Origin of the sequence: Pseudoalteromonas sp. CO342X, assembly GCF_004208915.1 — a bacterium.
GTDB classification, from domain to species: Bacteria; Pseudomonadota; Gammaproteobacteria; order Enterobacterales; family Alteromonadaceae; genus Pseudoalteromonas; species Pseudoalteromonas maricaloris.
In genome coordinates this window covers 18,264-44,553 of sequence record NZ_SGPH01000012.1, presented here as the reverse complement: position 1 = coordinate 44,553, position 26,290 = coordinate 18,264, and the positions used below count along the sequence as shown (strand labels likewise).

The window sequence follows — 26,290 nt, the reverse complement described above, 5'->3', positions numbered from 1 at the left end:
TTTCCCGTTATTGACACATTCTATACATTCGGTCAGTCTAGAACGTAAAAATATAGGGAAATAACATGATTGGATTTCTTATACTTGTTGCGGCGTTCGTAGCCTTTGTTGGCGTATTACAATATCAAAAAGTAAAAACGACGGCACGTAGACGTAGTTTTATTCAAGATTACGACCTCACACATTTAAGACCCAAACTCAGCCACCATTATCCAGAGCTTACTAATGAGCAACTGACACAAGTTGAGTTAGGTCTTAAGCAGTTTTTTCAAGCGAACTTATTGCTCGAAGATCAATCCTTAGCTATGCCCTCTCGGGTTGTCGATGCGCTGTGGCATGAATTTATTTTACACACCCAAGAGTATCACTTTTTTTGCTACGAGGCCTTTGACCGTTTCTTACATCATTGTCCATCTGAGGCAATGAAAGGGAAAAACAAAGCTCAACTCAGCCTACGTAAGACATGGCGAGCCTGCTGTAGCATCGAGCGCATATCCCCGCGAAGACCAGCTGCTTTACCTATATTATTCGCACTGGATGCCTTACTTAATATCCCAAATGGCTATTACTACTCGGCAACCGATTTTCGAGAGCCCATTACCAAAGGCGATTCCAGCACTACAACCTATGCTGGACACATCGGGTGTACGTCAATGGACAGTGGCGACAGCAGCACCTCTTCCTCAAGCTCTTCAAACTCAAGTTGTAGTAGTGGCTCAAGTTGCGGTAGCGGCTGTAGTAGTTAAACACAAAGTATTTCTAGGATGCGGCCTTTTACATTCGTTAACGTTAAGGCCTTATATTGGCGCTAAAGATTAGCTACTATTTGTACCGGTTTAACTAGTTTCTTTTGGTGATCCGGTGCCTATTTTCAACAAACATTACAGCCTGCTATTTTCAGCCTTACTGATGTCGGGATGCCACCAGCTGGGCGAAGGTCAATCTTTGTGGAGAATCGCCTCAGAAGGCATCATTTTTGATGGGCAGCTGCAAACGCACCTATCAGCTCCCTCAATTCAATGTGAACAGTGTGAAATCAAACGTCAGACCGATATGCGCCCTTCCGGTCCTGCGGATTACACATTAGTGTCGGAAAACCACAAACTCAAAGCGATTTGGGGTAAAAGTAGCAATGCCGCTTTATATATTCCAAATAACGCCGGAAGAACCTTAATAAACTTGGCTCCGGATACGGAAACTGGTGTCTGGATCATGGACTTAGATAGTACACCAAAGCCACTTAAAGTCGGCAAAGTAAATTATGTGATGCTTGGCGCTGACACTTACCAAGTAGTGATCAGTCCAAATTCACAGCGCACAAACTTCGAGTACGCTGTACTTGTGAAATAGCTTTTATTGTGCTTCTAAAATCGTTACTGCATCCGGTTTGAGCCTAACTAGATTCATTCCCTCAGTGACTTTGCTTGCATCAAACACTTCACCGTTTTCATGTGCTCTATGAGCCAAATAACGCTTCGTTTTCTCAATGTCTAACTCGAACTGCTCGAGTACTCCAGTCGCATAGGCTTGCTTTCCAATGGCGGACATTGGAAAAACCATATCGCCATCCCGTACCTTTACGTTTATTTCCTCGCCGTTATCTACTTTCAGTGTCATCCAACAACCGCGTTTTTTACACACCTTGACCACTTCACCCGACAGCGTGATCTCACTGCCTACAAACTGCTCAGTGTTTTTTAATACATCTGCGGCGACCACAAGTTTGTTCATATTCGCACCGCCACCAAACTCGGTTGTTTTAGCGTCAGCCGTTGACATCAAAAGTACGGTAACTAAACCACAGAGCAATTTGTTTTTCTTCATGTTTTTTCCTTAAAAGTCAGAATAGTAACGCCTTCAAATATATAACTATAAGTAATTATTTATTGCAATTAGATCTTATAACAACTAACACCCTCGCCGCAACTGCAAATGGTAATTGTTTTTATTAAGGATTAATAATATGAAACTCTCTACTCTCTCTTTATCCATTCTTGCAACGCTCTATGGCTTTGCCGCATACGCTGAAACGCCCGCATCGCCCCATTCCGATATTGAAAAAATAGAGGTATTGGGACATAAATTAGCAACATTAAACCACGATGTCGCCGCATCAGTTTCAGCGCTAACGGAAGAACAAATAGCACGGCAACAAGCATCTGATTTAAACCAATTACTCAAGACTCTCCCTAATGTTGAACTATTTGGTAGCGTGACGCCGCTCTCTGGACAACCCGCCATTCGAGGGTTATACGGTGAACGAATACACATCTCTGTAGACAATGTAAAACGTAAAATTGATTCGGACGGCAGCCAAAATATCGCACAAATTAATTCCTTAGGAATTAACCCTGATCAATTAAAGCAAGTGCAAGTATTACGAGGTGCCGACTCTTTAACTGTCGGCTCTGGAGCCATCGGAGGTAGTATACGGCTAGTTACTAAAAACGCTGCTGATTACCTAAATGACCAGCATGGGTTTGGCGGCAAAGCTTCGGTCACCCATTTATCTGTATCGGATGCCAATGACATTAATGTCAGTCTATTCCATCTTAATGAGCACAGCGATACTGTCTTATCCCTCGGCCAAGTAGAGTTTAACGATATTGATGTCGTAGCAGACACCAAAGCTTCTGAAGACGATAGCATTCAACAGATCAGTAAAATAAAAAACCAATCAAAACGTCAAAACCTCGCGCTTAAAAATACATGGTACATCAATGAATACCATACTTTGAGTAGTAAAGTTGATTTCAGTAAAACCGAGTCAATCGATCAGCCGTATGCCCAGCGTATAGACTTAGCATTGGCCTATCCCACGCTTGCTGAAGATTACAAAAATGACTACTTGGAAGGAATGCTCAACTATACATATCAAGGGGCTAGCGAGCTGGTAGACCTAGATGTACAGGCACTTTTTGCGCGCAAAACCTATGATGAAATCACCAAAGGTTATATTGAACGCGACAGCAACAAAATTAACTATGATGGTGGGAAAAATGGAGAAAGTACGCGTAAAGGCCTGAGAATTGCTAACTTGGCTACTTTCAATGGCAAGATAAAGCACAAATTAGCCATTGAAGCGCAGTACGAGTCCGAAAGCTTCGACCAACAACAATGGGACGAAAACCCTACTGATAAATCAACTTACTATGGCGATAGCGATGCCTCGAGTTGGTCTCTTTCTGTTATCGATCAAAGTCAGTTTTTAAATGAGAGATTACTCCTCACAGGTGGTGTGAGATTCGATAAATACACCCGTTCAAGTAATCACTTTACAGGCTATTCCGATAATGATGATTCTGAGCTTTCTAGCGAGTTAGGAGTAACTTTTAAAGTCGCGGATTATCTTAATTTTTACGCTAAAGCCGCAGAGGCATTTCGAGCCCCTTCGCTCCAAGAGTTGTATAAAAAAGACGAATGGAGGTGTCACATTGGTGGAAAAATTTGCTTTAGCGAACCACAACCAGATTTAAAAGCCGAAGACTCCCAAAGTTACGAAGTTGGTTTTGGTTTGAGCTGGCAGGACCTATCCTTCGCGGATAATTTCAGCGTAAAAGCCATGTACTTCGATAGTGAGATAAATAATTACATCGACAATGTACCTTTTATGTATTACATCGATGAAAGCGGTAATAAGCAACTCGGCTCACCCGGTCCCAAACCCAGCAATGGTGTGCCTGTCGCCACACATCGTGACTACAGTGCGAAAAATATTGGTAAGTTATTTAGTCATGGTATTGAAATTGAAGCACAGTATTCATTTAAAAAATTAGACTTTTACCTAGGATACGCCTCTATGAATATGGATGTCGTCGGTGTACCTAATTTCTTTTTAGGCACTATTGACCCTACGCGCCAACCATATTCTGAAGCGCCAGCAGATAAGCTAACTTGGAACACCAATTACCAATTGAACAGTAATCTAAACATAGGTTTTCAATTACTACACTACCGAGCTCAACAGCGCCTTAGCGAAGATCTCATCACACGCGGATACGGTACCGGAACCTATACTATCTACAACCTCAACGTAAAATACCAAGGCGAGGGAGTATTATCAGGTTTTTCTGCCCGACTTGGTGTAGACAACCTAACGGATAAGCGTTATTTGCGCGCGCCAGCAAGTGAAGCAAACGACCCCGCAGAGCTTGGCAGAAACATTAAAGCGACGATAAGCTACCAATTTTGACAAAGCAAATGTGGTTTTAGAAAAAAAATGCCGACTTAAAGTCGGCATTTTTAACATCATTTGATTTTTGTTCGTTATAGTTTTTTCAACTTCATATCAGTGCCAAATACAAGGCCATGATCTGCAACATCCATACTAAACTCAAACACCATATTTTGCTGTAAAAGTGCATCAATACCTTCAGGCATTGGTTGACCAGTCGCTTTTGCCGCTTCTAACATTGGTGCTAAAAACGCTTGCATATCCATACTGAAATGCGTCATGCCATTAGTTTCTAGCGCTTGGCTTGCCATTTTCTCAGCAATAATTGTCGCCTTTTCACCCGTAAACAACACTAAGTGATCGCCTTTAACCGCTAGCTTGATATCCATACCCAATGGCTGTGGAGATGGAATGTACTGGTTAATTGAAACCGGAGTACCATCTTCTGGGATTTGAATTTGACCCAGCATAGGTGCAAGCCCTTTCACCGTATTAACAAGTACTAAAGGATCTTCGGCAGACAATGTGACTAGAGCATCAAACGTTTTAGGTTCCGGCATGCCTTGGTCATTTGGCTCCATAACAAGATCAAAAACAGATGCACTCACGCCTTTAACCGAGTTCGCCATGCCTGTCATCATCGCAATAGCCATTGGGCTGTTTTGTTTCGCTTGCTGCTGTAGTGCAACGAGTTCAGAACACTTGAATTCAGCTTTAGTAAAACGGCCCCAAAGGGTGTTTACAAGCGGTGCGACTTTTGCAACATCAACACCATAGCCAAACCCTAGTACTTTCTCTTCACCGTTGGTGACGTGCGCAGGAATAAAGCCACGGATCGACCCAAGCGCTTTCATCAGTTCAGCATCTTTACCCACCACAACAGTATCAACTTCAAAGTCGATTACGGAACTAGTAAATTTGATATTCTTGGTACCCAATACCGTTGCAGGCCACAGGTTAGCGATTTCACTGTAGTCCGCCTGACACTCAGGAGCACGTACCGCTGCTAATTTCTCAGTACCACCACCTAGCTGCAATAGGTTATTTAACATACGAGTCAAATCAGACTGCTTATTTGCAGTAATACCATCGACGATAGCCACATGGTTCAGAAACGCAATTGACGAACCATCAAAACCAAACTGCGTATTGTATTGCTCAAGTTTGCCAGATTGCGCCAGTGACTGGGCTGGTTTGGCAATACCCAAAGCAACTTTTAAATCCGCTTCAGTATTAATTGGCGTGTTAAATGTCGTCGTTACCCATTGACCCTGCACGGATGTGATAAGCTCAATTTTAGCTTCTGGCGCGAACTCAAGCTGATAACGCGTTAATGCGACGCCATCAAGCGTATCTTCTTGGTATGTGATTTCGGCATCTTTTGCAGCCATTTTTATTGTGCGCTGAAAAGCTTCAGGATCTGCAAGCTCATAACGCAGCGTCGGTAACAAACCAACGGTGTAGAATACACTTCTAACTGTCTCACCCATACCTAAGATAGCTTTCATTTGCTCAGGGGATGTCATCGCTAGATTGTACTGCTCTAATAACGTCGCCAGAAAATTCAGATGTTTGTCATTTTCTTTTCTAAGCAGCCCAGTTGCTTCTTCAAGGTTTTGTACTTTTCTAAGCGCTTCAGGCATAAAAGATAAATATTTTTGCTGCTCAAAAGGCGTTAATTGCCCCCAAAATACAGCGGTATCAGCCGGAACGTATTCCAGTTGCTCCATCGCAATGCTTGAAGAAGATGATTGAGTGGTTACATAAGCACCAACGGCAATAGCCACAGCACCTAAGCCAACGAGAAGTTTTGTATTCATAATTGATTCCTTGTTATCACCACGGTACATAGCCAAACACGTGGTAAATTTATTCTTCCCTACGAACCGCAACGATTGCGCGCGTCAGAGGTCGTTGCATAAAGACAATTGCATGTCCAAAAATGCAGCGGTATTGTACCTCGATTATTGTCTCAATTCCATTAATTGTGAATGATCAAGCTACTCTCAATATTCGGTCAGTTTTAAAATGAGCTTGATCGTTACACCAATAACCACCAAGCTCTCATTTACAGGATTATTGACTTTCTGCTTGTAGAGTCAACCCTGAAAAAGCGGCGTAACCATAGAGCCCAATATGCCATGTTCCCGCATTTGGATTGGTGATTGTGCACGTTTCATTATTGCCATTTTCATAAGGCCGACATTCGTAGGTATTACTATTTGGTTGTTGACCAAAACGCAGATATAAATCAGCATCTCCAGTACCACCCGATGCCTTTACTTGCAGGCTCTGTGTTCCCTGTGCCACGTCAAAAGTATAATACTGCCACTGACCTTTACTGGCGGATTGATCCAACCATTGCTGGCTATTACCTTGATCTGGAGGAGTGTCAGTATAAACCGTAGCCATTAGCGCAACGCCTGAATAACTCTCATAGCCTTCAAGCATGACATAGTAACGACCTGTTTGTACTGGAGTAATTGTACAGGCTTCACTATTACCTGATTTATAGGGTCGACAATCGTAGTTTTGTGTCGTTGGTTCCGCATTAAAGCGCACATACATATCTACATCCCCACTGCCGCCCGCCGTTTCAACTTTTAGCTGCGTTGCTCCTGCTGGCACATCAATGTAATAAAGTGTCTGAGAAGACTTAGCACCAGTGACATTCGCTTGTGTTTGACCACTGATAAGTTCAATTGCAGCTGGCGGCTCAATAACGGGAGTTTCTATCACAGATAGATTATTGCTTGCTTTGATCAGATTCAGTTCATCACCAATTTCGGCGGCATACCACCATGTCATATTCATCGGTAATGCGAGCGGATCGGCATCTCGCTGCGCTTTAGATAAGGCAGTTGCATTGCTTGAAAACTCAGCAGTTCGAACAGTAAGCTTATCGTTTGTCACACTCAACACTTTAAACTGTTGAATACTCGCAAGGTCGATAGTCCAGCTTTTTGGATCATTGGCGCTTCTCGCCGGTGCACCCCAGCTTCCCTCACCCACATAAACGGTGCCGCCTTGGGTCGTTGCTGTAAAGCCATTGCTGGTAGGCGTTAGTGCGTAAGTCAGTTTATTGATATGAGTATCGGACTCTACCACTAAGTTCATCGCATTATTATAAAAGTCTTGTGCCCACCAAGTGTGTAATATGGTGTTATCTGACTTACCTGAATAGTGAGGATACATCGGCTTGTGATATTGAGCGATACGCCACGTTGCGCTGTTGCCCTGAGACTGTAAGTCGCTTTTCAGCCAATTGTTCATCGCTGTGGCATAGCTCGACCAGCCACTATTTTTAAATTGGCTATTTAAGGTATAAACCCTTAACAGCCCCGCCACGTTAAAAGCACCATAGGTATCTTTTGCTGTACACGCACCATCTTGGTCATAATCTACGCCAAATACTTCGCATAGCGTTTTGTAGTTATCGTCTTCGTGATTGCCATGTGTTGCTACAAATGGATAAATTCGCTTGTATGCAAGGCCATCAATCAAATCATCCGAAAAGGTTAATTGCCAATCTTTTAAGTATTCACGCATTTCAGAAACGGAGTTTGCATTGGTGTAATCGCCACCATGCATAATAAATAGCGGTCGAATTTTAGCGATCAACTCATTGCCTTTACGGCGTGTTGTCCAACCCGTGCGCGTATCACCACCAGCTACAGCAGTGATCCCTGACGCCGTTTGCGGCGCAGTTCTGAACCACAAACGCTGACCGCAACCTTGTGAATCACAAACACGATAATAAACCGCACTATCTGGGGTTAAGCCGGTTAATTTCACAAATGAACTTGAGAGGCCACCGTCAAAGGTATACGTTGCGCTGACCGCAGCACTTTGCCAGCTCTGCTCATCCGTTGTGCTGCCATATTTAACAATATGATTAGTGCCTGACGTGGGTGTAAATCCTATGGTTGCTGAAGTGCTTGGACTGGCGTCCCACACAAGACGATGGTAGTCACTCGCAGCAAAACTGCTACAAGATAGACCAGCTGCAACCACAAAAGTTGCCATTTGAGTATATTTCATTTCCTTGGTTCCTAGTTTAGAGTAACAGGCTCAACACGACTTTGAGCCAATGAGAGTGGTGTTGATGGCGTAGCCACCAACATGACAAATGCGGCGTTTTCATAAGGGAGCGAAAGCGTCTCTGCCGATTGAAAATTCACGGCCGTTGCCCCTAACTTTTCACGCTTAAACGACTTGGGTAACGACACGCCAGCCTCACTACTCCAATAGTCACCATTTTTAATGTGTGGGAAAAAATCACTTGCGATATGGGGCTTTCCGGGACTATTTGGTGTTTGAATTAAAGAGCGCAGCTCATCAGGTGTAGGTAAGCGCCACTCGGCACTACCACATAATGAAGCTTGGTTGGTTTTACGGATCAGGTCTTGGCTATCGCAGTGGGATGCTTCGAAATAACAATCACCTTGATCAGCATGACCAAATTGACCGTCATACCAAGAGTAGCTCCAATAGCCATCGTGAATAGACTCATCATCTCGTTTTACTTCCCAAAGCAGATTAAGCTCTTTGTCATAGACACAATGCCAAGGACCCTGCCATACAGACAAAAACTGCATATCATTGGTGACTTTAATAAAGCGTGCATGAGTTGGAACTTCTCGCTCAGGAGCGCTGAATAACAAGTAGCTAATCGCCACAGCGGCAATCGCTAAACTAAGTATTAAACGTGAGGCAACGGTCATAGCATATACCTCAATTGAATCGCTCTGTGGTGACGAGTATGCGCGATTTGTGCGTGATCGAATGCGGAGACCCACATGCAAACACCAGAGCGCAGTTCAACATCAAGAGGAGAATGCGTTTGGTGTTTACGTACCAGCTCTAGCGTCCAATAACCATCGTGCCACTCTCCCCTAGCCCTAACATCGGCTCTATCTCCCTCAAAACGATTTGAACGGTACAACACGGACGGGAGCTGTTCGCCAATTTTCGCCATGTCTCGTTGTGGGTTGTAGGTTTCGCTGGCAAACCAATCAAGGACTTTGCGCTCAGTGATATCTGGCGATGGGATTGGCATTCGCTTTGGCGTAACCTCAGTCGGTGAGTACCAACGCCAATTCATCACATAAGCACCGCTTTCTTTGCCATCAGGTTGATACCCTGCGGTGTAGCGTCTTTGCCCAAGTGCAACGCTTTGAGGCGGCCCAAAAAAATTATCATCGGCCAAGTACATGTCATTGGTTCTTAGCGCTTTCCAGTGCCATAAATCTCGCGTGCGGCCGTCCGTACTTGCATGATAGCCCTTGCCATGCCAGTTACGGGGCTTGCCTGCAAGCGGCGCATCGCCGTATTGAACGGTGCCATCACCTCCTAGTTCACAGGTAGTCGATAGCATGATGGCAAATTTATCTTCGTAATAAGTGCGCTCGTCAAAGCGATAAAAGCCATTTTCTTGTACTTGCCAACCGTCAGAGGTTTTTTCCAGTGGCAGATGCTCTAGGCTTTCGGTCGGATCTTGCCAGCGGATCAGAAAGAAGGTTTCATCATGGTTGCTCAACGCTTTTATTTCGACCTCACTACTGCCATCCAAGAAGTTTGCACCACCAAATGTAGTTAACTTAATAGGCTTCGCACGCAACCATTGTGGCTCGTCTCCTTTACCGTCTATTTCGAGGTGGCTTTGCGTTGATAGCGGCGCAACTTCTAACCGTAAATGCTGATCTGCAACAATAAGCTGTATGCCAAGGCCGCAAAAATACATCAGAGCAATACTGCAACTGAGTAAAATAAGCGCATTTCGGGGCAATAACACGCTCAGTACTTGCTTACCCTTAAACACGGTGTGCTTTATGCCATGTAACACCACATACAAAAAAATGGCTGTCGCTGATAACCCATGAATCACTAGACTGAGACTCTCTGGATTGAGCCAAAGTAACCATCCTGTGACTATACTCAGCACGATAACCAGATACCCAAAGTAGTTAACGGCTTTATCAAACTTGCTTGGTGCGCCACGAAACGGTGCGCGAATGGTTGCCACAGTAAAAACAATCGCAATCAAGGTGAGTAAGCAACCAAATAACACGTGTACTGACAGCAACGCGCCTTGTGGAAGTAAAGGCGAAAGAAACGCCAGAAAATCATGATTGATAATGCCCAAGCGAGGGCCTGTCAGTAACCCAACCAAGATAACTATTACCGCCATAACATGAAAAATGGCAAGACTACTTCGACGCACAACCGCTCCCAAACAAATAAAGTAAATTTAGTGTAAACAAATAAATTTACATAGATATTTCATATTTGGAAAGATGAGACTTTCTCATCTTGTGAATTAGCGGCACGTGTAATGTCGTGTAACTTGATTGTTAATAAGTTTGTACTAAGGTAGTTGATACTTCCACCGTCACGGACAGTTCAACATGAACAATAGACTAGTAATAAAATATGTAAGTGCGGCAGTGGCTTGCACACTGTTTCTCGCAAGTTGTAGCTCACCAAGTAAAAAACCTTCGGTGCCCAAAGAAACGCTCGACCCAGTTGCAGAATCTGGCCAAGTGCCTGAGCGAGTTTGGCTCAATCAAGGGTGGTCAGATAAACTTCGGCAAGACTTTTGGTTTACAGGCCAAGGGTCACAAATCATTCCCTATACTTGGTTTACTTGGTTAGAGCAACCCAACAGTAAAAAGCTCTTTCGCGATAGCGAACATATGGAAATGCTGCGCTACCTGCCCAGTAAAACCGCCGCCAATAACCCTTCAGGCTTGCCCATCGGTTTTGCCGTGCATAACAATCAAACTACGGGACAAGCTTGGGTCGGGATGACCTGTGCCGCTTGCCACACTAACCAAATTGACTATAACGGCACAAAAATATTGGTAGAAGGTGCGCCCACCCTCGCCAACTTTGTACTCTTCTTTAGCCGCCTAAATGCCGCGTTAGAAGCGACCCTTAACGATAATCAAAAGTTTAGCCGTTTCGCGATGCGCGTATTAAAAGAAGGGGCATCGCAAGAATTGATTGATGATTTACGAGACGATCTCAAGCATGTGGCGCTTGCAACCGCCGAGCGACAAACCGTTAATGACTTGCCCGAAGACTATCCAGACGATTTTACTAGCTATGCTCGACTTGATGCGTTTGGCAATATACAAAACGCCGGCACGGCATTTGCGCTTGACGACCTTAACAATAAAAATGCGCCCACCGCACCCGTCTCCTATCCATTTTTATGGGGGACGCACCAGTCAAATGTTGTACAGTGGAATGCTTCTGCCCCCAATATTCCTGTGGTCGGCCCATTAGTACGCAACATTGGTGAAGTTGTCGGTGTGTTTGGTTCGTTATCCATTGAAGAGGCGCCGGTTTGGCAGCGCGTTTGGGGGAAACATGCTCGATATAGCTCAACGGTAGACATGCATGCGTTAGGGCAACTAGAAGCGTGGGTAAAAACACTTCTGCCACCAGCTTGGCCTGAGCAATACCTTCCAGGGATTGACACCAATAAGGCGGCACAAGGAAAAATGCTATTCCAAGCAAATTGCGCCAACTGCCATCAATTAATTGACCAAAAAAATCTACTCAAGGATTACGAAGCGGTAAAAGTACCAGTAAAAGAGATAGGTACCGATCCCACTATGTCTAATAACGCAAGCTGCCACATGGCAAAAACATTGTTCTTGGAAGGCACAAAAACCGACATTATCGCGGGAGACAAATTCCAAGCAGTGGATAGCGCTATCGATATCCCAGTAAATGGCGTGGTGGGTCTAGTGCTAAAAGATCCCATCAAAGCAATCGAAGCGGGCTTAATAGCAGAACGCACCGGGCCAGATGGTAAGAAAACCACCGTGAAAAAATCCATTGAAGAGCGCCTCAAAGTCTATTTGGCAAATAGACAACAGTTAACCCCCAATACTAACGAAGATTGCGTGGATGGTTTTTACGATGCGGGTGTCTACAAAGCAAGGCCGTTAAATGGAATTTGGGCAACCGCGCCTTATTTACATAATGGCTCGGTGCCAAACCTATGGTCACTACTACAATCACCAGAGTCGCGTCCAGATACCTTCTGGGTTGGCAGTCGCGAATTCGACCCTATCAACGTTGGTTATATTACTCATCAAGGCATGAACGAGTTCAAAGTGAACAAAGTCAGCGGTGAGGTAATGCCGGGCAATGATAACAGTGGCCACGTTTACGGCACTACCTTGAGTGACAATGAAAAGTGGCAAATCGTTGAGTTTTTGAAAACGCTATAAACGCCATGTAGCGCTAAAAACAAAGGGCCGAATACAGGCCCTTTGACTTATAACCGACAACGTTAGTTAAAATGACTCGTGCAACACCACCAGCGCACTTAATTTGCTTGCGCCAAACGTCATCATTTTTTCAAAATCCGACCTTGCGATGGGTACTTGCTGGCAGTCGATAGGGTTTTGGTCATCCTCGACATCAGGATCATTAAGATATAAACATAACTCATCCAAGCCCGTAATAAGCACCCAATGCGGCGCTTTTTTACCGTTTAGTCTATAAGTGCTGATCAAAGCCAATACCGCACTGCCCTGTAACAACCATTGTTCAACCTGTTCAAGCTTTACATCGGCTTGGTGAATAGCAATATCACGATATTCACACTCTTGACGGAATTGCTCATGAACTAAGGTCATCACCTGCTTTTTCTGCGCGCTTCTCACGCCATCTAAAAATAGCGGGCCCGCCGTATTCACCATCACCTCTGCCGCAAAACCACGGCGCTCCGCAGCCAATGCCAATCCAAATGGGTGACAGCCGCCGTGACCTGCAGTCATAAAGATGGTGGTCGCTTCACGCCATATCTCAAGCTCTAAGGCCTGATCGCCCATACAGCCTGGATCTATGCTTGCCATTGCCATCATCAGTGACGCCGGTCCGCAGGTAAAGTCTGTCGTTTGCTGATACCAAGGAGCTTGGTGCAACACCGCCTTTTGCGACAGCTTACGCACGCATTTTTGCATTCTTAGCGCGTCGTCATGATCCGCATAATAGTTTTGATACTCGCCAAATACACGATAACCCATGCGTTTATATAAGCCGATGGCCGCGTCATTGCGTTTAGCCACTTCTAAACGCATATATAACCAGCCCATTTCACCCGCTCTGACTTCAAGCTCAGACATCAGTTGGCGTGCGATCCCTTTACCTTGATGATGAGGCGATACCGCCAATGAATAAAGCCTTGCTAGCCGCGTTCCTTGGTGCAACCAAAGCAACCCATAGCCCACAAGTTCCCCGGCCAACTTTGCAGTGAGCAGCAGGCTATGTTCAAAATTGATGTAATGCTTGAGTTGGCGACGACTCAGTCTATCTGCACTAAAGCAGCTTTGCTCCAGCGCATTCAGTGAGTTCAAATCCTGCAGTGTCGCCTTTTCAAGCACCAACGCGGCTTGCAACATTACTTTTTACCTCTCGCTTCAAGACGTCTTGAAAATTCAGACATCACTTGCATGTACAGCTCGTCACCGAGATATTTGTCTTCAACCCCTTGGTCAATATTCGGGTTGTCGTTTACTTCAAGCACGTAGGCTTTGCCGTTGTGCTCTTTAATATCAATACCATACAAACCATTACCCACGACTGCCGCTGCTTTTAACGCTGCGCGTAACACCGCTTTTGGCACTTCAAACGTTGGTAGCGTGTCAAACCCACCCGAGAAATTACGTTTTGACTCATGGTTATAGATTTGCCAATGGTTGCGTGCCATATGGTAACGGCATGCATAGATCGCACGGCCATTTAACACCCCAATACGCCAGTCGTAATCTGTGTATAAGTAAGCTTGTGCCAACACAATCGCAGAGACGCTCATCAGCTCTTGTAAACGCTCGCCAAGCTCTTCTTTGGTTTTTACTTTAAATACGCCTTTTGAGAACGAACTCTCAGGCATTTTAAGCACCATAGGTAACGATAACTCAGCAATGAGTTTATCGATTACTTGTTCATTACACTGACTCACAAATCGCGTTTCTAAACTTGGCACCTTCTTGTAATTAAAGGCATCATGTAAAAACACCTTATTACAACAGCGTAGGATCGAGCTTGGGTCATCAATTACCACTAAATCTTTTTGCTCTGCTTCTTGTGCAAGGCGATAAGTATGGTGATCAATCGCTGTGGTTTCACGAATAAATAGCCCATCGTATTGGCCTAAGTTGTATAACTCAGCCGCTTCTAATGGATGTACTTTAATGCCCAGCTTTTCACCCGCTTTAACAAAGCGGCTGATCGCCCCTTTATTACTTGGCGGCAATTTTTCATCGTGGTCCACCAACATCGCAATATCCCAGCGATACTTTTTGTGACTCTTACGCTTGTTCCACTGAGTGGCATGCACATGACCTAATACTTGAGTACAAAACTCAAGCTGCGCCACCTGCAGAGTCGAAAAGTCGCGACGCTGCACCTGCACACGCACGCCTTTATCTTGCTGCTGTAGTGTCACTTTTAGTAAAGGCGCAGGAAATTGCTGAAATAAATACGCCGCCAACTTACCAAACTCAGGCTGTTGGGTTTCGCCCATACAAATGATCAACTCAGCGTCATCGGTAATCGCGATCCCACGCTTATCAAACCAAGCTTGCGATAAAAACAATGCATTATCGCCATCACGTAAACCGTTAATGATCTTGAGACTCGGAAGTACTTGGTGATTACGCGCTTCAGCAAGTAAAGAGCAGTAATAACCTTGGCTCAAATAACGGTCACAGTCACATAAATTAATCACTCGAAGTTTTGATTCACCGAGCTTTGGGTACTCTTGCAAATACGTTTCAAACGTCACTACGTTATTTGCCAAAGGCAGTACATCTGCATTTTGATCAACAACGAATAGAGTAGATAGCATCTAAATAATCCTTAGGTGGCGATGCGTTAGCACATCAGTACATGATGGTTTAGGCACCCCACGATTTAACATAGGGTTAGTGGGCAAATTCAAGGGCCCACATAAAAGTGGAGTAGTTGTAATCTTAAATATAGCACTTAGCAATTGAGTAATTTTGATTCTCAAGATAAATCTTTCTTGCTGTCGGCGGTCGGAATAAAAGACTTAAATTTCAAACAGTTAAAAACCATAAAAGTACATACAATCAAATTTGATTGAAACGATTAAGATTTCTCGTGTTTACAAACAGATATCAAGGATGAAATAGCACGTGGTAGGCATGCTTAGGAACACCACGAGCAGTGAGTGCTCTGGTTGAGGTGGGTGTCAGCGATTTACACTTCTTCAAAAACCTGAAATGCCTCAAATGTGAGGCATTAATTATTTAAAAATTCAAACCACAGACTAACACCCTCGCCAACTACAAGCAGAACTACAAATGTCTGAGCAGTGGGAGGTAATGGGGTCCTTAGGTACATCAGTTCCACCAGCTATATAAGGCGTTACCTCTTGTTTAAGTGGCTCTTTTTTTGAGAGGCTTTTTAGCTTTACGACTTTAAGTGATAAATTTTTCATCATAATATCCTTTTAATTATACCTTATAAAGTTTAAGGCACCTTTAACTTAGCAAAGATTGTTCCCGACCTCAACTTAGCTAGAATCGATGATACCCACTACATATTTGTACCGAATTTGGGAGTTTAACTAACAAACCAAACCTTACCTACCTTCGGTTCTTCACTTTAGCTTTGACGGTGGTTTCCCATACCATTTTAAACAAACTTTATTGAGCGCACTTTGCTCTGTAAAACCGAGTGCGTCTACAATATCAAGCAATCTGGTGTTATCGATGAGTTGTTCAAATCTATGCTTTCGCTCTTGGTCGAGTAAGGTTCTAAAGCTGGTGTGTTGTATTTTTAGCTTACGCTGCATCGAACGCACACTCATGTTTAATGCCTTAGCCATACTTGCTTGGTTGATTTCGGCCAATGAATGCTTTGCCGCTAGTAAATTAGCAACACGCGCTTTTAAATCATGATTATCACAGAGCGCCGATACGCTTTTTGCAACCGCTTGCTCAATATGTTCGTGCATTAGGCTGTCGACGGTAGCGACTGGCATGGTAAGAAAGTCTAATGGAAACAACAGTGCATTGTCAGAGCAGTTTTGTGATACGGGGCAGCCAAACCACGTTTGCAAACGCTGCAATTCTGAGTCACACACGCTAAAGCTAAGCTGGAGTTGGTTAGGCGATAAAGTTGATCGCAAAAGCTGCCGTGCAGCGCTCACCCAAGCGGTCATATTGCGCAAAATGGCTTGCTTACCCAGCGAGGTTTTTGGTTGCCAAGTTAACTTGGCATTGTCGCTATCACTTGTGAATACAGCGAGGCCAATATCGGCAACAATGGCGTCGTAATGCAATAATGAGGTTATAGCCTGCTGCAAGTCTTTACTGGTTTCGACCAAGTAACCAAGCGCTCCATAGTCATGCAACTGAATGGCTTTACCCAGTTCAAAACCAATTAAGGGATCGCCGCTTAACTCCAGCCCAACTTCAAGCAACCGCTCATACTCAACGAGTGTTACACGTTCAGGCCGTGACGCTACTAGCTCAGCAAACTCGCCTTGCAGTCTCTTGTCATCGGTAAAATGGTGATGGAGATATGCCCACGCACTATAAAAGTATACAAACGAGGTGGAATGCATTGCGGTTCCTTTTGTCGTATTTGGACAAATTGTTGGCGCAGTTTGGCAGGATTGTCAATGACTAACCCGTTACCCTTGTGCATATAAAGTACCAAAGCTTTGGCTAAAGAAGGAGCTGTATATGATTGATGTATCGTTAATTTTGCTGGCACTCAGTCCCGTCTTTTTACTTTGTGTTGCCTGGGAATATATTAAGCATCGCAAATACTATGATTGGCGAGACTCAATACTCAATGCCCTACTCGCCTTGCTCCACCAAGGCAGCGACGCGCTGGCTTTGCTTGTGCTGATGCCGCTCTTTTACTGGCTTCATCAATTTGCCTTATTCACAATCGAATTAAATCTCTTCACTTTGCTCTTTGGGTTTATCTTGCAAGATTTTTTGTATTACTGGTTTCACCGGGCATCACATTGTATTCACTGGCTTTGGAGTGCACACGTGGTCCATCACAGTTCGAACAACATGAACTTTACCACCGCATTTCGCCAAAGCTTGCTATACCCTATTGTCGGTATGTGGCTGTTCTGGTTGCCTATGATACTGCTTGGATTTACCCCAACCTTGGTATTTGCCATCGTCGCAATCAACTTGGCTTTTCAATTTTTTGTCCATACACAAACGGTTAATCGATTAGGGATGATAGAGCGAATTTTTAATACGCCTTCCCACCACAGAGTCCATCACGCCAGTAATACTGACTATATAGATAAAAACTTTGCCGGAGTGCTGATCATTTGGGATAAGCTTTTTGGCACCTTTATTGAGGAGCGAGAAGATATAACAATTTGCTATGGAATAAGAGGTGCGGCACCAAAGCAGACCCCTTTAGATGTTAACTTTGCTCAGTGGCGTCATATGTTCCACCGCTTTTCACAAGCACACACTTTAAAAGGCAAATGGTTGGCGCTGTTTGGTTATCCAACCCACTTACCCGACAAACCTAAGAATACCGCTTCAGTCAAGCCCTAGCGCGTTACTTATATCGCTCGGCCTTTTCTACAAGCGCTTGGCAGTACACTCTTAGTTTATCGCGCAGCACTCTCACGCTTGGGTTGATCATTTGCTTTGACGGGCAGATCAACCACAACGGCTTACACTCAACGCGGTAGTCATTTAATATACTTTGCACCACGCCTTGCTCTAGTTGATCTGCTACATCTATCGCGGAGCGCAATGAAATACCCGCTCCTTGCGCACACCAACGCTTTACCACATCCGCATCATTACTGGTTCTACGCCCTTTAAGCACCACTTTGTAAGTTTGTTCATTTTTCGTCAGTTTCCACGTATCAAACTTACTGCCTCTGATCAAAAAGAATAGCCCTTGATGCTCGCTTAATTCCTCATGATCCTTTGGCGTGCCTTGTTTTTCTAAGTATTCCGTAGAGGCACAAAGCAGCAGTGGCACATCACAAATTTTAAAGCCGTAGAAGCTACTGTCTTCAGGCGCACCATAGCGCAGCGCAATATCAACACCGTCACGATAGAAGTCGAGATTGTGATCATTAAGAATAAGCTTCAGGGCAAGTTTAGGATATTCATCCAGTAATTCGTCTAGCCAAGGAAGGAGGATATTACGACCAAAATCTGACGGTGCGGTTAACCTTAGCTCACCGTCAATTTCGTTGTCGTTGTCGAGCACCTGCTTTTTGCCATCAGCCAAAAGCGCAAGTGCCTGCTCGCAAATTGGCAAATAAGTTTCACCTTGCTTTGATAGCCTTAAGCTACGCGTAGAACGCACAAAAAGTTGAAAGCCAAGGTGCTTTTCCACTCGCTTTATCGCGGCGCTCGCCGTGGCAACTTGCATATCTAACTGCGCAGCCGCCGCACTAATATTGCCAAGTTTAGCCGTTTTCATTACGACGATTAAATCTTGTGTATTCATTTTCAAAAAATTTTTGAAACTATTTAACTCATTATCATCTTTTTATTGATTATGTAAATCCATATTATGTCTTTAAAGCAATTAGGAGTTTGATATGTACACGTTACGCGATGCAATCCACAATCGTTATTCTACAAAAGCCTTTGATCCTAATAAAAAAATTAGTGATTCAGATATTGACCTACTCAAGCAGGCGCTAAGACTAAGCCCGTCTAGCACCAACGTTCAGCCATGGCATTTTGTCATCGCAAGTACTGAGGCTGGCAAAACTCAAGTGGCTAAAAGCACACAAGAGAATTACAAATTTAATGAAGCAAAAGTACTAAATGCATCTCATGTTGTTGTATTTGCTGCAAAACAAAATATAGATGATGCACATTTAAATAAAGTGCTTGCCAAAGAAAGTGCCGATGGCCGATTTGAAAAAGGCTCTGAGGTAGAAGCACAAATGAATAATGGCCGTCGCTATTTTGTCGGCTTAAATCAAACCAGCGATGAAGCAATCAAAGCATGGACAGGCAAACAAGTTTACTTAAATCTTGGGCAATTTTTGCTAAGCACCGCACTACTCGGTATAGACTCTGTGCCCATTGAGGGTTTTGACGCTGAAATTCTCAGCAATGAGCTTGGGTTAACTGAGCAAGGCTTTGACGCGCTTGCTATTGTCGCATTGGGCTATCGAGACGAAGGTGATTTTAATGCTAAATTACCTAAATCTCGCCTTGCTATCGACGATATCATTACCGAAATCTAATACCCAGTTTGGCACTGATAATGATTTGCTAGATAACGTCAGTGCCACTCCAGCTCCGGTTGGAATACCATTTCAAACACTACAATGTAAACCAATGTGAATGAAACAATAAATTCACAACTATCCTCACCCCTGTTTTGTATTAAATTTATCCATACTTTTCAATAACATTACAGTTATTTGAAATTATTGGTAATTTTTTAATGTGAATTTTTTAGCTCTGTTGTAAAAATTCTGCTTGAAACATTGAATATATTATTGTTAATTAAAAGTGAAGAGTGAATTCACCTTTAAAAATAACGAAATGACAACAAGTAAACTCAGTCCTCACCACTGGTTTTGTACCTGCCAGCCGAGAGACTGTAGCAACCTCAACAGGAAGAAATAATGAAGCTACTATCACGCACACTATCTACAGGGTTACTCGCGGCAGCCGTAACCGCATCACTGAATGCTCAAGCAATGAATAAAGACCTAGCGGTAAGTGTTGATGTCGACACAAAAAGCAATGGCGATGTTGTTGCGACGCTAAACATCACCAATCAAGGTAAAGGCAATCAGAAAATCTTAAGCTGGTATACAGACCTTGAAGAAGAGCATATTTTCAAAATTACGCGTGATGGTAAAGAAGTTAATTTCTTTGGTCCTCACTACAAACGCCCAGCACCTACTGAAGCTGACTTTATCAAGCTAAAGTCTGGCGAAACGCTCACTAAATCATTTGAGCTTTCAGGCCTTTATGATCTTAGCCAGCCAGGTAACTACGAAATTAGTTATGATGTTGAATCATTTGATCTTTTCGGTAAAAAAGAAATCCCAAGCATGACTACAAGAACGATGGGTCAGCAATCGATGATGCGTGCCGATGTAGCAGAACTCAGCTCAAATTCGGTCAATCTATGGCTTGAAGGCGTTGCGATGACGAAGGGCAATGTTCAAGTCAATGCAAAACCAGCGGCAGGCGCGGCTGATTGTACTGATGGCACTTGTTTTACAGGTCGTTGTAGTAACAGTGAAAAAACCAGTATTTTGTCAGCACTAAATGCTGCAGATCAGATCACTAATGACTCCGTTGCTTACCTAAATAGCCACTCAGCAAGCAACCCATCTACGCGTTATCAAACTTGGTTTGGCGCAGCGACAAGCAGCCGTTATGCAACCGTGAAATCTAACTTCAATGCCATCAATGATGCAATCGACAACCAAGATCTCACTTTTGACTGTAGTTGTAACAAATCATACTTTGCTTATGTATACCCAAATCAACCATACAAAGTCTATCTATGTCGCGCATTTTGGAGCGCAAATGAGCTAGGTACAGATTCACGTGCGGGCACGATTGTTCATGAGCTAAGTCACTTTAATGCCGTTGCTGGTACAGATGACATCGTTTATGGCCAATCTGGTGCGAAAAACTTAGCAAACTCAAACCCAAGTCAAGCGATTCAAAATGCTGACAGCCATGAATATTTTGCGGAAAACACTCCGTACCAAAACTAATCTCGACTAGTTATCCCTGAACGAGTATCGGGTTTAGGCAACCGTCTAAACCCGATACTATTCACAGCGATTTCAGCTAACATGAAATATACTTCTTAAATTCATCTATTTGCTGAGGAATTTCATGACTTGGGTTATCGTCGCGCTGTGTGGTTTTATCCTACTTGCTACGTTACTGCCACTTGCTAAGCACCCGCACTGGAGTGTTAGAGCAATGGAGTTCCCACGGCTTCAGCTCACTGTCATTACTGCATTTACACTACTGCTATCCATTTTCTACCTTGATCTTCAAAGCGTAGCCGCGCTTGCTGTCATTGCTCTATTAGGTTGTTTAAGTTTTCAACTGTGGTGGATTTTACCCTACACCCCGCTTTGGCCAGTCGAGGTAAAAAAAGCGACAACCGATGCTGACACAATCAGTTTGATCACCGCCAATGTCCTGCAAACCAATCGAAAATTTAATCTACTATTGGAGCAAGTCCGGACACATCAACCTGATCTTTTAGTCACGTTAGAAAGTGATGAGCTATGGGAGCAACAATTAGACTCGTTGTTAGATATACTGCCCTACAGCGTTAAATGTCCACAATCCAATTTGTATGGCATGCACGTTTATTCTCGCTACCCGCTAGACGAGGAAAAATGTGAATATATCGTTGAGGAAGGTGTGCCTTCGATACATGCAAAACTCAAGCTCGCTCCCCATATCATGATCCAAACCCATTTCTTGCACCCGGCACCGCCGAGCCCCACCGAAAACGAAACGGCCATTGAGCGAGATGCAGAACTGGTGGTGGTTGCCAAGCGCGTCATAAATGAGCCTTTGCCCACCATAGTCACTGGCGATCTCAATGATGTTGCTTGGTCACCAACCACGAGGTTATTTAGGAAAATAAGTGGGCTTCTTGATCCGCGAGTTGGCCGAGGCATGTTTAACACTTTTCATGCACAGTACCCGTTTGCACGATGGCCGCTAGATCATTTGTTTGCGAGTCATCATTTCACAGTGATCGATATTAAAAGGCTCAACAACATAGGGTCTGATCACTTTGCGCTTTATGCAAAACTCGCTTATCAACCGGTCAAAAATGAAGATGAAGCAGGACTTGAGCTGAAAAAGAAAGATATACATCGCAGCAAAGAAATTATTGAAAATGCCGTGGCAAAGCCGAATTGCAAATTATGATAGTGAATTTAAGTATGGTGAGTATGAACAAGCGCTATTAAATAGGGGTTTTTAAATAACATCAGCTTGAAGCCAGCATCGCGTACTGACTTCAAGCCGAAAAGTATATTTACGACTTCAAAGAGTTAATCCAAGTCTTGATGTCTTCTTCAACAAGCGCCATTGGCCTTGCGCCTTTTAGCAACACCACGTCGTGGAATGCTTTAATATCAAACTTATCACCTAACTGCTGCTTAGCGTGCTCTCTGAGCTCAACCAACTTAAGCATACCTAACTTATAACCAAGCGCTTGACCTGGCCAAGCGATATAACGGTCGATAGCCGATACCACATCACTCATCGCCGTACCGGTTGCATCAGCAAAATAGGTGATCGCTTGGTCACGTGTCCACTTTTTATAATGCAGGCCCGTATCAACCACCAGTCGAGCAGCACGATATGCCTCAGCTTGCAGACGCCCTAAGTCTCCAAATGGGTCGTCCTTATACATCCCCATTTCGTAAGCCAATAGCTCTGAATACAGCGCCCAGCCCTCAACATAACCATTAAATGAGGCATTTTGACGCATCAAACCGATTTCTGTTTGCAACATATTAAGCGCAATTTGGAAGTGGTGACCAGGAACCGCCTCATGATACGTTAAGGTTTTCATGCCAAAGCTTGGTACTGCTTTCATGTCTTTTAGGTTGATTGAAAATACCCCTGGGCGACTTCCATCAAGCGATGGACCGTTGTAGTAACCACCCGGTGCACCCGCTTCCACGGCTTTTGGTATACGTTTAACTTCAACAGGTTGCGGTGGAATAGTAGAAAAATAATCTGGCGCTTTTTGTAAAATTGTCCCTATTTCACCACGCAAGAACGATAATAACGCTTCACGACCTTCGTCAGAATCCGCATATAAGAATCTCGACTCTTCATTTAGCTGCTTCATCCGGTCACCAACAGTACCTTGTGAATAGCCATTTTGCTTGAGGATTTCGTCCATACGCTTTGAAATACGCTCCACCTCAGCAAGGCCAATTTGGTGGATCTCTTCCGCGCTCATATCAGAATCTGCCAAATAGGTGATCTCATGCTGGTAGAAAGCTTCGCCATTTGGTTGGGCCCAAATGCCAACATTTTCAGGCGCTTTGCTCTCTAGAGCGTGCATAATCGCAGACACATTTTTAAATTCAGGATAAAGCTTTTGCTCAACAATTTGTGTTGCCTGTGCAACATATTCAGCGGCGGCTTTATCCGTAATACCATCAATATTCGCAAGTTTATCTTTAAACGACGCAACCAAAGGATGTTCTGCACCACTTGGCGCCGTGAAGTTATCTAAATAACCTAGCGTGTTTGGAAATAATACTTTTGGTAAAATTACGCCTTTATTGGCATCCGCTTTTACCTTACTTGCAACTTGCTTCGTGACTTCAACAAAGGCATTTAAGCGCGCAACATAGTCTTTTGCATCTTGCTCGCTCTCTATTCCATGTTGGTCTTTAAGCACATTCGGAATATCCAGCAATGGGCCAGACAATTGATTGACAATATATGGCAGGTGTCCGCCCCAAGTATCAATATAACCTGCTGAGAAGCCCTTATCTCCAGCATAATAACGTGCAATAACTTCGTTTACTTTAAGGTGCAACAAGTCGTCAGAGTTCGCCACGCCCGATTGTAATTGTTTTAATTTATCTGCGGCTGCGTTCATATCCACCTGGAGCGCCTGCATTCCGACAACCGAGTAATCCGGCAGTCTATTAGCATAGTGACCATATTCATTACTTGATAATTTGAGCGAAGTGGCAAGTGCGGGTTCGTGGTTAATAAACTGCTTGGTGTACTGTTCTACGACTTTGTCGATTTCTGCACGAGAGAGAGTTGATTCAGTGGTTTTAGCAACAGATGTAGTTTCCGTTACCGGCTTGTCTTGAGCACATCCGCTCAAACCTAGCACGACAGAGAGTGCTACCAAGCTTATTTTATTCATTATTACGCCGCTCCATTAGGGTTGTTGTCAAAGCTAAAAATACCAGTGCAGATCAGACTGGTGATAGAATAGTCATACCAATTTGACTGAACACTTGTTCAATTTGGTATAAGCACTTCATTCATTGAGAAATCAGAATGCAATAAAGTGCTCACGCTATTCTCATAGATGCAACTACAAGTAACATATTTGCGCTTTTGTTACAGCTATAAAAGATAGAATCCTGCAAAATAAGTTACTTTCTCTACACCTAAACTAAAATTCATAACCTTAGATAGAGTGCTTAGTCTTCAAGCAGCAGAGGTTCAGGTATTTCGTTGTGGCCAAATGCAGAGTCAGCAATAATCTGCTGCACGCGACCAGATGACTTGTCAAACACAAAGCAAGCATGTGGCCTTTGCTCCAACTGTAAGCTGATGGTGATACTCAAACTTTTAGGTAAAGCCTGCGCTATCACATCTCTCGACGCTTCTGTAAAGAGTACAGATTCAGGGGTAAATTGATAAAACTGCCCAAACTGTAAATCACAATGCTCCCCTTGCTGTAAGTCCTTCCTGTATTCATATTGATACAGCTTGCTGCCACAACCGGGGCCAAAATAATTGGTTGTCAATGCCGTAAAATTGTAGTCTCGCACTTGCGGAATAAAACAGCGCTGAGTCCCCCGCTTTGGCATTGGATGCCAAATTTGTGCACATACTTTAAAAAATGGTCGTTTATTTTCATAAAGTACATATAGATCATCATTGTCCAACATTCCTCGGGCATGATGTTGGTAATTACTGCTGCCCGCAACTTGAGCCGCGAGAAATTGCTTGTTTTGCGAAAGCCGATACAACATCTCAGCAAGCAGTCTTAATGTACTGTCATCCAAGCAGTCTGGACCAGTATATAAGCTAGAAACACAATTAATAAAATCACTAAAATTAATTGCCCCATGACTATAAAAGTTATCGAATTGGCGTGCCATATTTCTTCCTTGTGTGTGAGCGTTTTAGTCAGACGAATAAAGAGTACGCCAGCTAAAATTCGTATTTTTTAAAACAGAAACTTGCATATATCCGATTGCAAACTGCGCTGCTTTTTTCTTAGTCCCTAATTAAAGCTAATGCAGACTGGGGAGAACGCAACAAATTAATTACAATTTTGGTGACAGCCTAGTTAAGACTATTAATGAGATGAGTCAGAGATGGTAGTTTAGAGTTTATACGCTATACAGAGCGTAAGTGAAGCATGAGTATATGTCATAAAAACTTCATGCAAATTTATGCACTTAATCCCACGCGCAACAGAGACTGAGCCGAGCGCAATATTTATATTATATTTTCATCGTTTCGAATGGCACTAATCAGTAAAACAAGATAAATCACAGCCAAACTTACTTCGATTTGGACTCGGTAATCACCTCGTCTTGGCTAAACACCTCAACCTGAGTTGCTTGAGATGAGATGCTATGAGCATCAGTTGTTAACGTTAAAATAACAAACAATACAGTCATCACTGCAAATGCAATATTGACCGTTTTCCCTAAAAAGCGTGTTTTTAACATCACGATTTCTCCTAAACTTATCACTACTAAGCTTAGTCGAAATCGTGAGTAAAAAGGTTTAATTCAAACAAAAATAATTTACTAAATGCAATTATCAAAACGTGTTGGTTTATGTGCTAGCCAACATTCGAATTAATTGGTTTTAACGCCTTGATAAGCCTGAGTTCCCCATAATGGCACTGTTGATAAACTATGCTTAAAGCTACCAGAGGTTTCCTTAGTGGTATAGGCTAAGTACATCAAGGTTTGGTTTTTTGCATCAAAGATCCTTCTCACCTTCATTGCTTTAAAAAACACACTTTTTGATTTTTTAAATACCACTTCGCCTGAGTCACTTTTATCTATATTAGCCAGCATTGCCGGTGTTATTTCACTCGTTTGACGGCAAGAAATAGAGCTATCGCTTGGGTCCGAAAAGCTCAAATCATCTTCAACACTCGCCACATGACAGGTCACACCCGTTACAACGGGATCAACCATAGAGTCTAATTTTATATCTTTGAGCGTAAATAGACCGAGTGACACATCACCAACTTCACTGTCAGAGCAACCTAGTAACGTACAAGATGCCAACAATGCAAACATCAGCTTTTTCATTGTTTTTCCTTAAGATAATCGACGTACAAAAGAAACATACGGAGTTAATA

General features: G+C 43.5%; 21 protein-coding genes. 8 read left to right on the top strand and 13 right to left on the bottom strand.

From position 1 onward, the window contains the following. Positions 1 to 65: 65 nt before the first annotated feature. Positions 66 to 746: a hypothetical protein gene (locus tag EXT47_RS04085; RefSeq protein ID WP_130125943.1), complete on the top strand. Its 681-nt coding sequence runs from the start codon at positions 66 to 68 to the stop codon at positions 744 to 746. A gap of 115 nt (positions 747 to 861) precedes the next feature. Further along, on the top strand, positions 862 to 1,350 hold the full coding sequence (locus EXT47_RS04080) for a hypothetical protein (RefSeq protein WP_017216263.1): 489 nt from the start codon (positions 862 to 864) through the stop codon (positions 1,348 to 1,350). A 3-nt stretch (positions 1,351 to 1,353) separates the two neighbouring features. Here the strand turns inward: EXT47_RS04080 and EXT47_RS04075 are convergent, their stop codons facing one another. Continuing rightward, entirely contained in the window at positions 1,354 to 1,824 is a 471-nt protein-coding gene (locus tag EXT47_RS04075) for a DUF4920 domain-containing protein (protein WP_039496774.1), read from the bottom strand. Between the two features lie 139 nt (positions 1,825 to 1,963). Between EXT47_RS04075 and EXT47_RS04070 the strand changes: the two genes are divergently transcribed. Beyond that, on the top strand, positions 1,964 to 4,192 hold the full coding sequence (locus EXT47_RS04070; protein ID WP_130125942.1) for a TonB-dependent receptor: 2,229 nt from the start codon (positions 1,964 to 1,966) through the stop codon (positions 4,190 to 4,192). A gap of 74 nt (positions 4,193 to 4,266) precedes the next feature. Here EXT47_RS04070 and EXT47_RS04065 read toward each other — a convergent pair whose 3' ends face one another. The 4 genes from EXT47_RS04065 to EXT47_RS04050 form a co-directional block, all read right to left on the bottom strand. After that, positions 4,267 to 5,994, bottom strand: coding sequence for a hypothetical protein (locus tag EXT47_RS04065; RefSeq protein ID WP_130125941.1), 1,728 nt, complete (start codon positions 5,992 to 5,994; stop codon positions 4,267 to 4,269). A gap of 256 nt (positions 5,995 to 6,250) precedes the next feature. After that, positions 6,251 to 8,215, bottom strand: coding sequence for a pre-peptidase C-terminal domain-containing protein (locus EXT47_RS04060; RefSeq protein ID WP_039496771.1), 1,965 nt, complete (start codon positions 8,213 to 8,215; stop codon positions 6,251 to 6,253). Between the two features lie 11 nt (positions 8,216 to 8,226). Further along, on the bottom strand, positions 8,227 to 8,898 hold the full coding sequence (locus EXT47_RS04055; RefSeq protein ID WP_130125940.1) for a DUF1566 domain-containing protein: 672 nt from the start codon (positions 8,896 to 8,898) through the stop codon (positions 8,227 to 8,229). Next, the gene (locus EXT47_RS04050; protein ID WP_130125939.1) at positions 8,895 to 10,397 is read right to left on the bottom strand and encodes an ethylbenzene dehydrogenase-related protein; all 1,503 of its coding nucleotides are present in this window, start codon (positions 10,395 to 10,397) and stop codon (positions 8,895 to 8,897) included. Before EXT47_RS04050 ends, EXT47_RS04055 begins: the two co-directional genes overlap by 4 nt. Positions 10,398 to 10,581: 184 nt before the next feature. Between EXT47_RS04050 and EXT47_RS04045 the strand changes: the two genes are divergently transcribed. After that, the gene (locus tag EXT47_RS04045; RefSeq protein ID WP_130125938.1) at positions 10,582 to 12,420 is read left to right on the top strand and encodes a di-heme-cytochrome C peroxidase; all 1,839 of its coding nucleotides are present in this window, start codon (positions 10,582 to 10,584) and stop codon (positions 12,418 to 12,420) included. 66 nt (positions 12,421 to 12,486) lie between these two features. On the opposite strand, the gene EXT47_RS04040 is transcribed toward EXT47_RS04045, so the two are convergent. The 3 genes from EXT47_RS04040 to EXT47_RS04030 form a co-directional block, all read right to left on the bottom strand. Then, a complete protein-coding gene (locus EXT47_RS04040; RefSeq protein WP_130125937.1) occupies positions 12,487 to 13,596 on the bottom strand; it encodes a GNAT family N-acetyltransferase/peptidase C39 family protein in 1,110 nt (369 codons plus the stop codon). After that, on the bottom strand, positions 13,596 to 15,044 hold the full coding sequence (locus EXT47_RS04035; RefSeq protein ID WP_039496767.1) for a RimK family protein: 1,449 nt from the start codon (positions 15,042 to 15,044) through the stop codon (positions 13,596 to 13,598). The genes EXT47_RS04040 and EXT47_RS04035 overlap by 1 nt, the downstream gene beginning before the upstream one ends. Before the next feature lie 777 nt (positions 15,045 to 15,821). Further along, the gene (locus EXT47_RS04030; RefSeq protein WP_039496766.1) at positions 15,822 to 16,790 is read right to left on the bottom strand and encodes an AraC family transcriptional regulator ligand-binding domain-containing protein; all 969 of its coding nucleotides are present in this window, start codon (positions 16,788 to 16,790) and stop codon (positions 15,822 to 15,824) included. A 121-nt stretch (positions 16,791 to 16,911) separates the two neighbouring features. Between EXT47_RS04030 and EXT47_RS04025 the strand changes: the two genes are divergently transcribed. Next, the gene (locus EXT47_RS04025; RefSeq protein ID WP_130125936.1) at positions 16,912 to 17,760 is read left to right on the top strand and encodes a sterol desaturase family protein; all 849 of its coding nucleotides are present in this window, start codon (positions 16,912 to 16,914) and stop codon (positions 17,758 to 17,760) included. Between the two features lie 4 nt (positions 17,761 to 17,764). On the opposite strand, the gene EXT47_RS04020 is transcribed toward EXT47_RS04025, so the two are convergent. After that, positions 17,765 to 18,676, bottom strand: coding sequence for a LysR family transcriptional regulator (locus EXT47_RS04020; protein WP_039496764.1), 912 nt, complete (start codon positions 18,674 to 18,676; stop codon positions 17,765 to 17,767). 94 nt (positions 18,677 to 18,770) lie between these two features. Between EXT47_RS04020 and nfsB the strand changes: the two genes are divergently transcribed. From nfsB to EXT47_RS04005, 3 genes are all read left to right on the top strand, one after another. Next, complete coding sequence (gene nfsB, locus EXT47_RS04015; protein ID WP_130125935.1) at positions 18,771 to 19,430, top strand: oxygen-insensitive NAD(P)H nitroreductase; 660 nt, start codon at positions 18,771 to 18,773, stop codon at positions 19,428 to 19,430. 387 nt (positions 19,431 to 19,817) lie between these two features. Then, positions 19,818 to 20,930 (top strand): M35 family metallo-endopeptidase, encoded by a 1,113-nt coding sequence (locus EXT47_RS04010; RefSeq protein WP_130125934.1) that lies wholly within the window; start codon positions 19,818 to 19,820, stop codon positions 20,928 to 20,930. A 124-nt stretch (positions 20,931 to 21,054) separates the two neighbouring features. Continuing rightward, positions 21,055 to 22,116 (top strand): endonuclease/exonuclease/phosphatase family protein, encoded by a 1,062-nt coding sequence (locus tag EXT47_RS04005; protein ID WP_130125933.1) that lies wholly within the window; start codon positions 21,055 to 21,057, stop codon positions 22,114 to 22,116. A 109-nt stretch (positions 22,117 to 22,225) separates the two neighbouring features. On the opposite strand, the gene EXT47_RS04000 is transcribed toward EXT47_RS04005, so the two are convergent. The 4 genes from EXT47_RS04000 to EXT47_RS03990 form a co-directional block, all read right to left on the bottom strand. Beyond that, positions 22,226 to 24,094 carry a DUF885 family protein gene (locus tag EXT47_RS04000; protein ID WP_130125932.1) on the bottom strand — a complete coding sequence of 623 codons (1,869 nt, stop codon included), beginning with the start codon at positions 24,092 to 24,094 and terminating at the stop codon, positions 22,226 to 22,228. Between the two features lie 283 nt (positions 24,095 to 24,377). Continuing rightward, positions 24,378 to 25,064 (bottom strand): hypothetical protein, encoded by a 687-nt coding sequence (locus EXT47_RS03995; RefSeq protein ID WP_017216280.1) that lies wholly within the window; start codon positions 25,062 to 25,064, stop codon positions 24,378 to 24,380. A gap of 408 nt (positions 25,065 to 25,472) precedes the next feature. Continuing rightward, positions 25,473 to 25,646 carry a hypothetical protein gene (locus EXT47_RS23810; RefSeq protein ID WP_162484726.1) on the bottom strand — a complete coding sequence of 58 codons (174 nt, stop codon included), beginning with the start codon at positions 25,644 to 25,646 and terminating at the stop codon, positions 25,473 to 25,475. 129 nt (positions 25,647 to 25,775) lie between these two features. Then, positions 25,776 to 26,240, bottom strand: coding sequence for a CreA family protein (locus tag EXT47_RS03990; protein WP_010375897.1), 465 nt, complete (start codon positions 26,238 to 26,240; stop codon positions 25,776 to 25,778). Positions 26,241 to 26,290 lie beyond the last annotated feature (50 nt).

Excerpts from the sequence above, each read along its gene's own strand:
- EXT47_RS04085 (WP_130125943.1), top strand. The coding sequence starts at position 66 with ATGATTGGATTTCTTATACTTGTTGCGGCGTTCGTAGCCTTTGTTGGC.
- EXT47_RS04075 (WP_039496774.1), bottom strand. The coding sequence starts at position 1,824 with ATGAAGAAAAACAAATTGCTCTGTGGTTTAGTTACCGTACTTTTGATG.
- EXT47_RS04070 (WP_130125942.1), top strand. The coding sequence starts at position 1,964 with ATGAAACTCTCTACTCTCTCTTTATCCATTCTTGCAACGCTCTATGGC.
- EXT47_RS04065 (WP_130125941.1), bottom strand. The coding sequence starts at position 5,994 with ATGAATACAAAACTTCTCGTTGGCTTAGGTGCTGTGGCTATTGCCGTT.
- EXT47_RS04060 (WP_039496771.1), bottom strand. The coding sequence starts at position 8,215 with ATGAAATATACTCAAATGGCAACTTTTGTGGTTGCAGCTGGTCTATCT.
- EXT47_RS04055 (WP_130125940.1), bottom strand. The coding sequence starts at position 8,898 with ATGACCGTTGCCTCACGTTTAATACTTAGTTTAGCGATTGCCGCTGTG.
- EXT47_RS04045 (WP_130125938.1), top strand. The coding sequence starts at position 10,582 with ATGAACAATAGACTAGTAATAAAATATGTAAGTGCGGCAGTGGCTTGC.
- EXT47_RS04040 (WP_130125937.1), bottom strand. The coding sequence starts at position 13,596 with ATGTTGCAAGCCGCGTTGGTGCTTGAAAAGGCGACACTGCAGGATTTG.
- EXT47_RS04035 (WP_039496767.1), bottom strand. The coding sequence starts at position 15,044 with ATGCTATCTACTCTATTCGTTGTTGATCAAAATGCAGATGTACTGCCT.
- EXT47_RS04030 (WP_039496766.1), bottom strand. The coding sequence starts at position 16,790 with ATGCATTCCACCTCGTTTGTATACTTTTATAGTGCGTGGGCATATCTC.
- EXT47_RS04025 (WP_130125936.1), top strand. The coding sequence starts at position 16,912 with ATGATTGATGTATCGTTAATTTTGCTGGCACTCAGTCCCGTCTTTTTA.
- EXT47_RS04020 (WP_039496764.1), bottom strand. The coding sequence starts at position 18,676 with ATGAATACACAAGATTTAATCGTCGTAATGAAAACGGCTAAACTTGGC.
- nfsB (WP_130125935.1), top strand. The coding sequence starts at position 18,771 with ATGTACACGTTACGCGATGCAATCCACAATCGTTATTCTACAAAAGCC.
- EXT47_RS04010 (WP_130125934.1), top strand. The coding sequence starts at position 19,818 with ATGAAGCTACTATCACGCACACTATCTACAGGGTTACTCGCGGCAGCC.
- EXT47_RS04005 (WP_130125933.1), top strand. The coding sequence starts at position 21,055 with ATGACTTGGGTTATCGTCGCGCTGTGTGGTTTTATCCTACTTGCTACG.
- EXT47_RS04000 (WP_130125932.1), bottom strand. The coding sequence starts at position 24,094 with ATGAATAAAATAAGCTTGGTAGCACTCTCTGTCGTGCTAGGTTTGAGC.
- EXT47_RS03995 (WP_017216280.1), bottom strand. The coding sequence starts at position 25,064 with ATGGCACGCCAATTCGATAACTTTTATAGTCATGGGGCAATTAATTTT.
- EXT47_RS03990 (WP_010375897.1), bottom strand. The coding sequence starts at position 26,240 with ATGAAAAAGCTGATGTTTGCATTGTTGGCATCTTGTACGTTACTAGGT.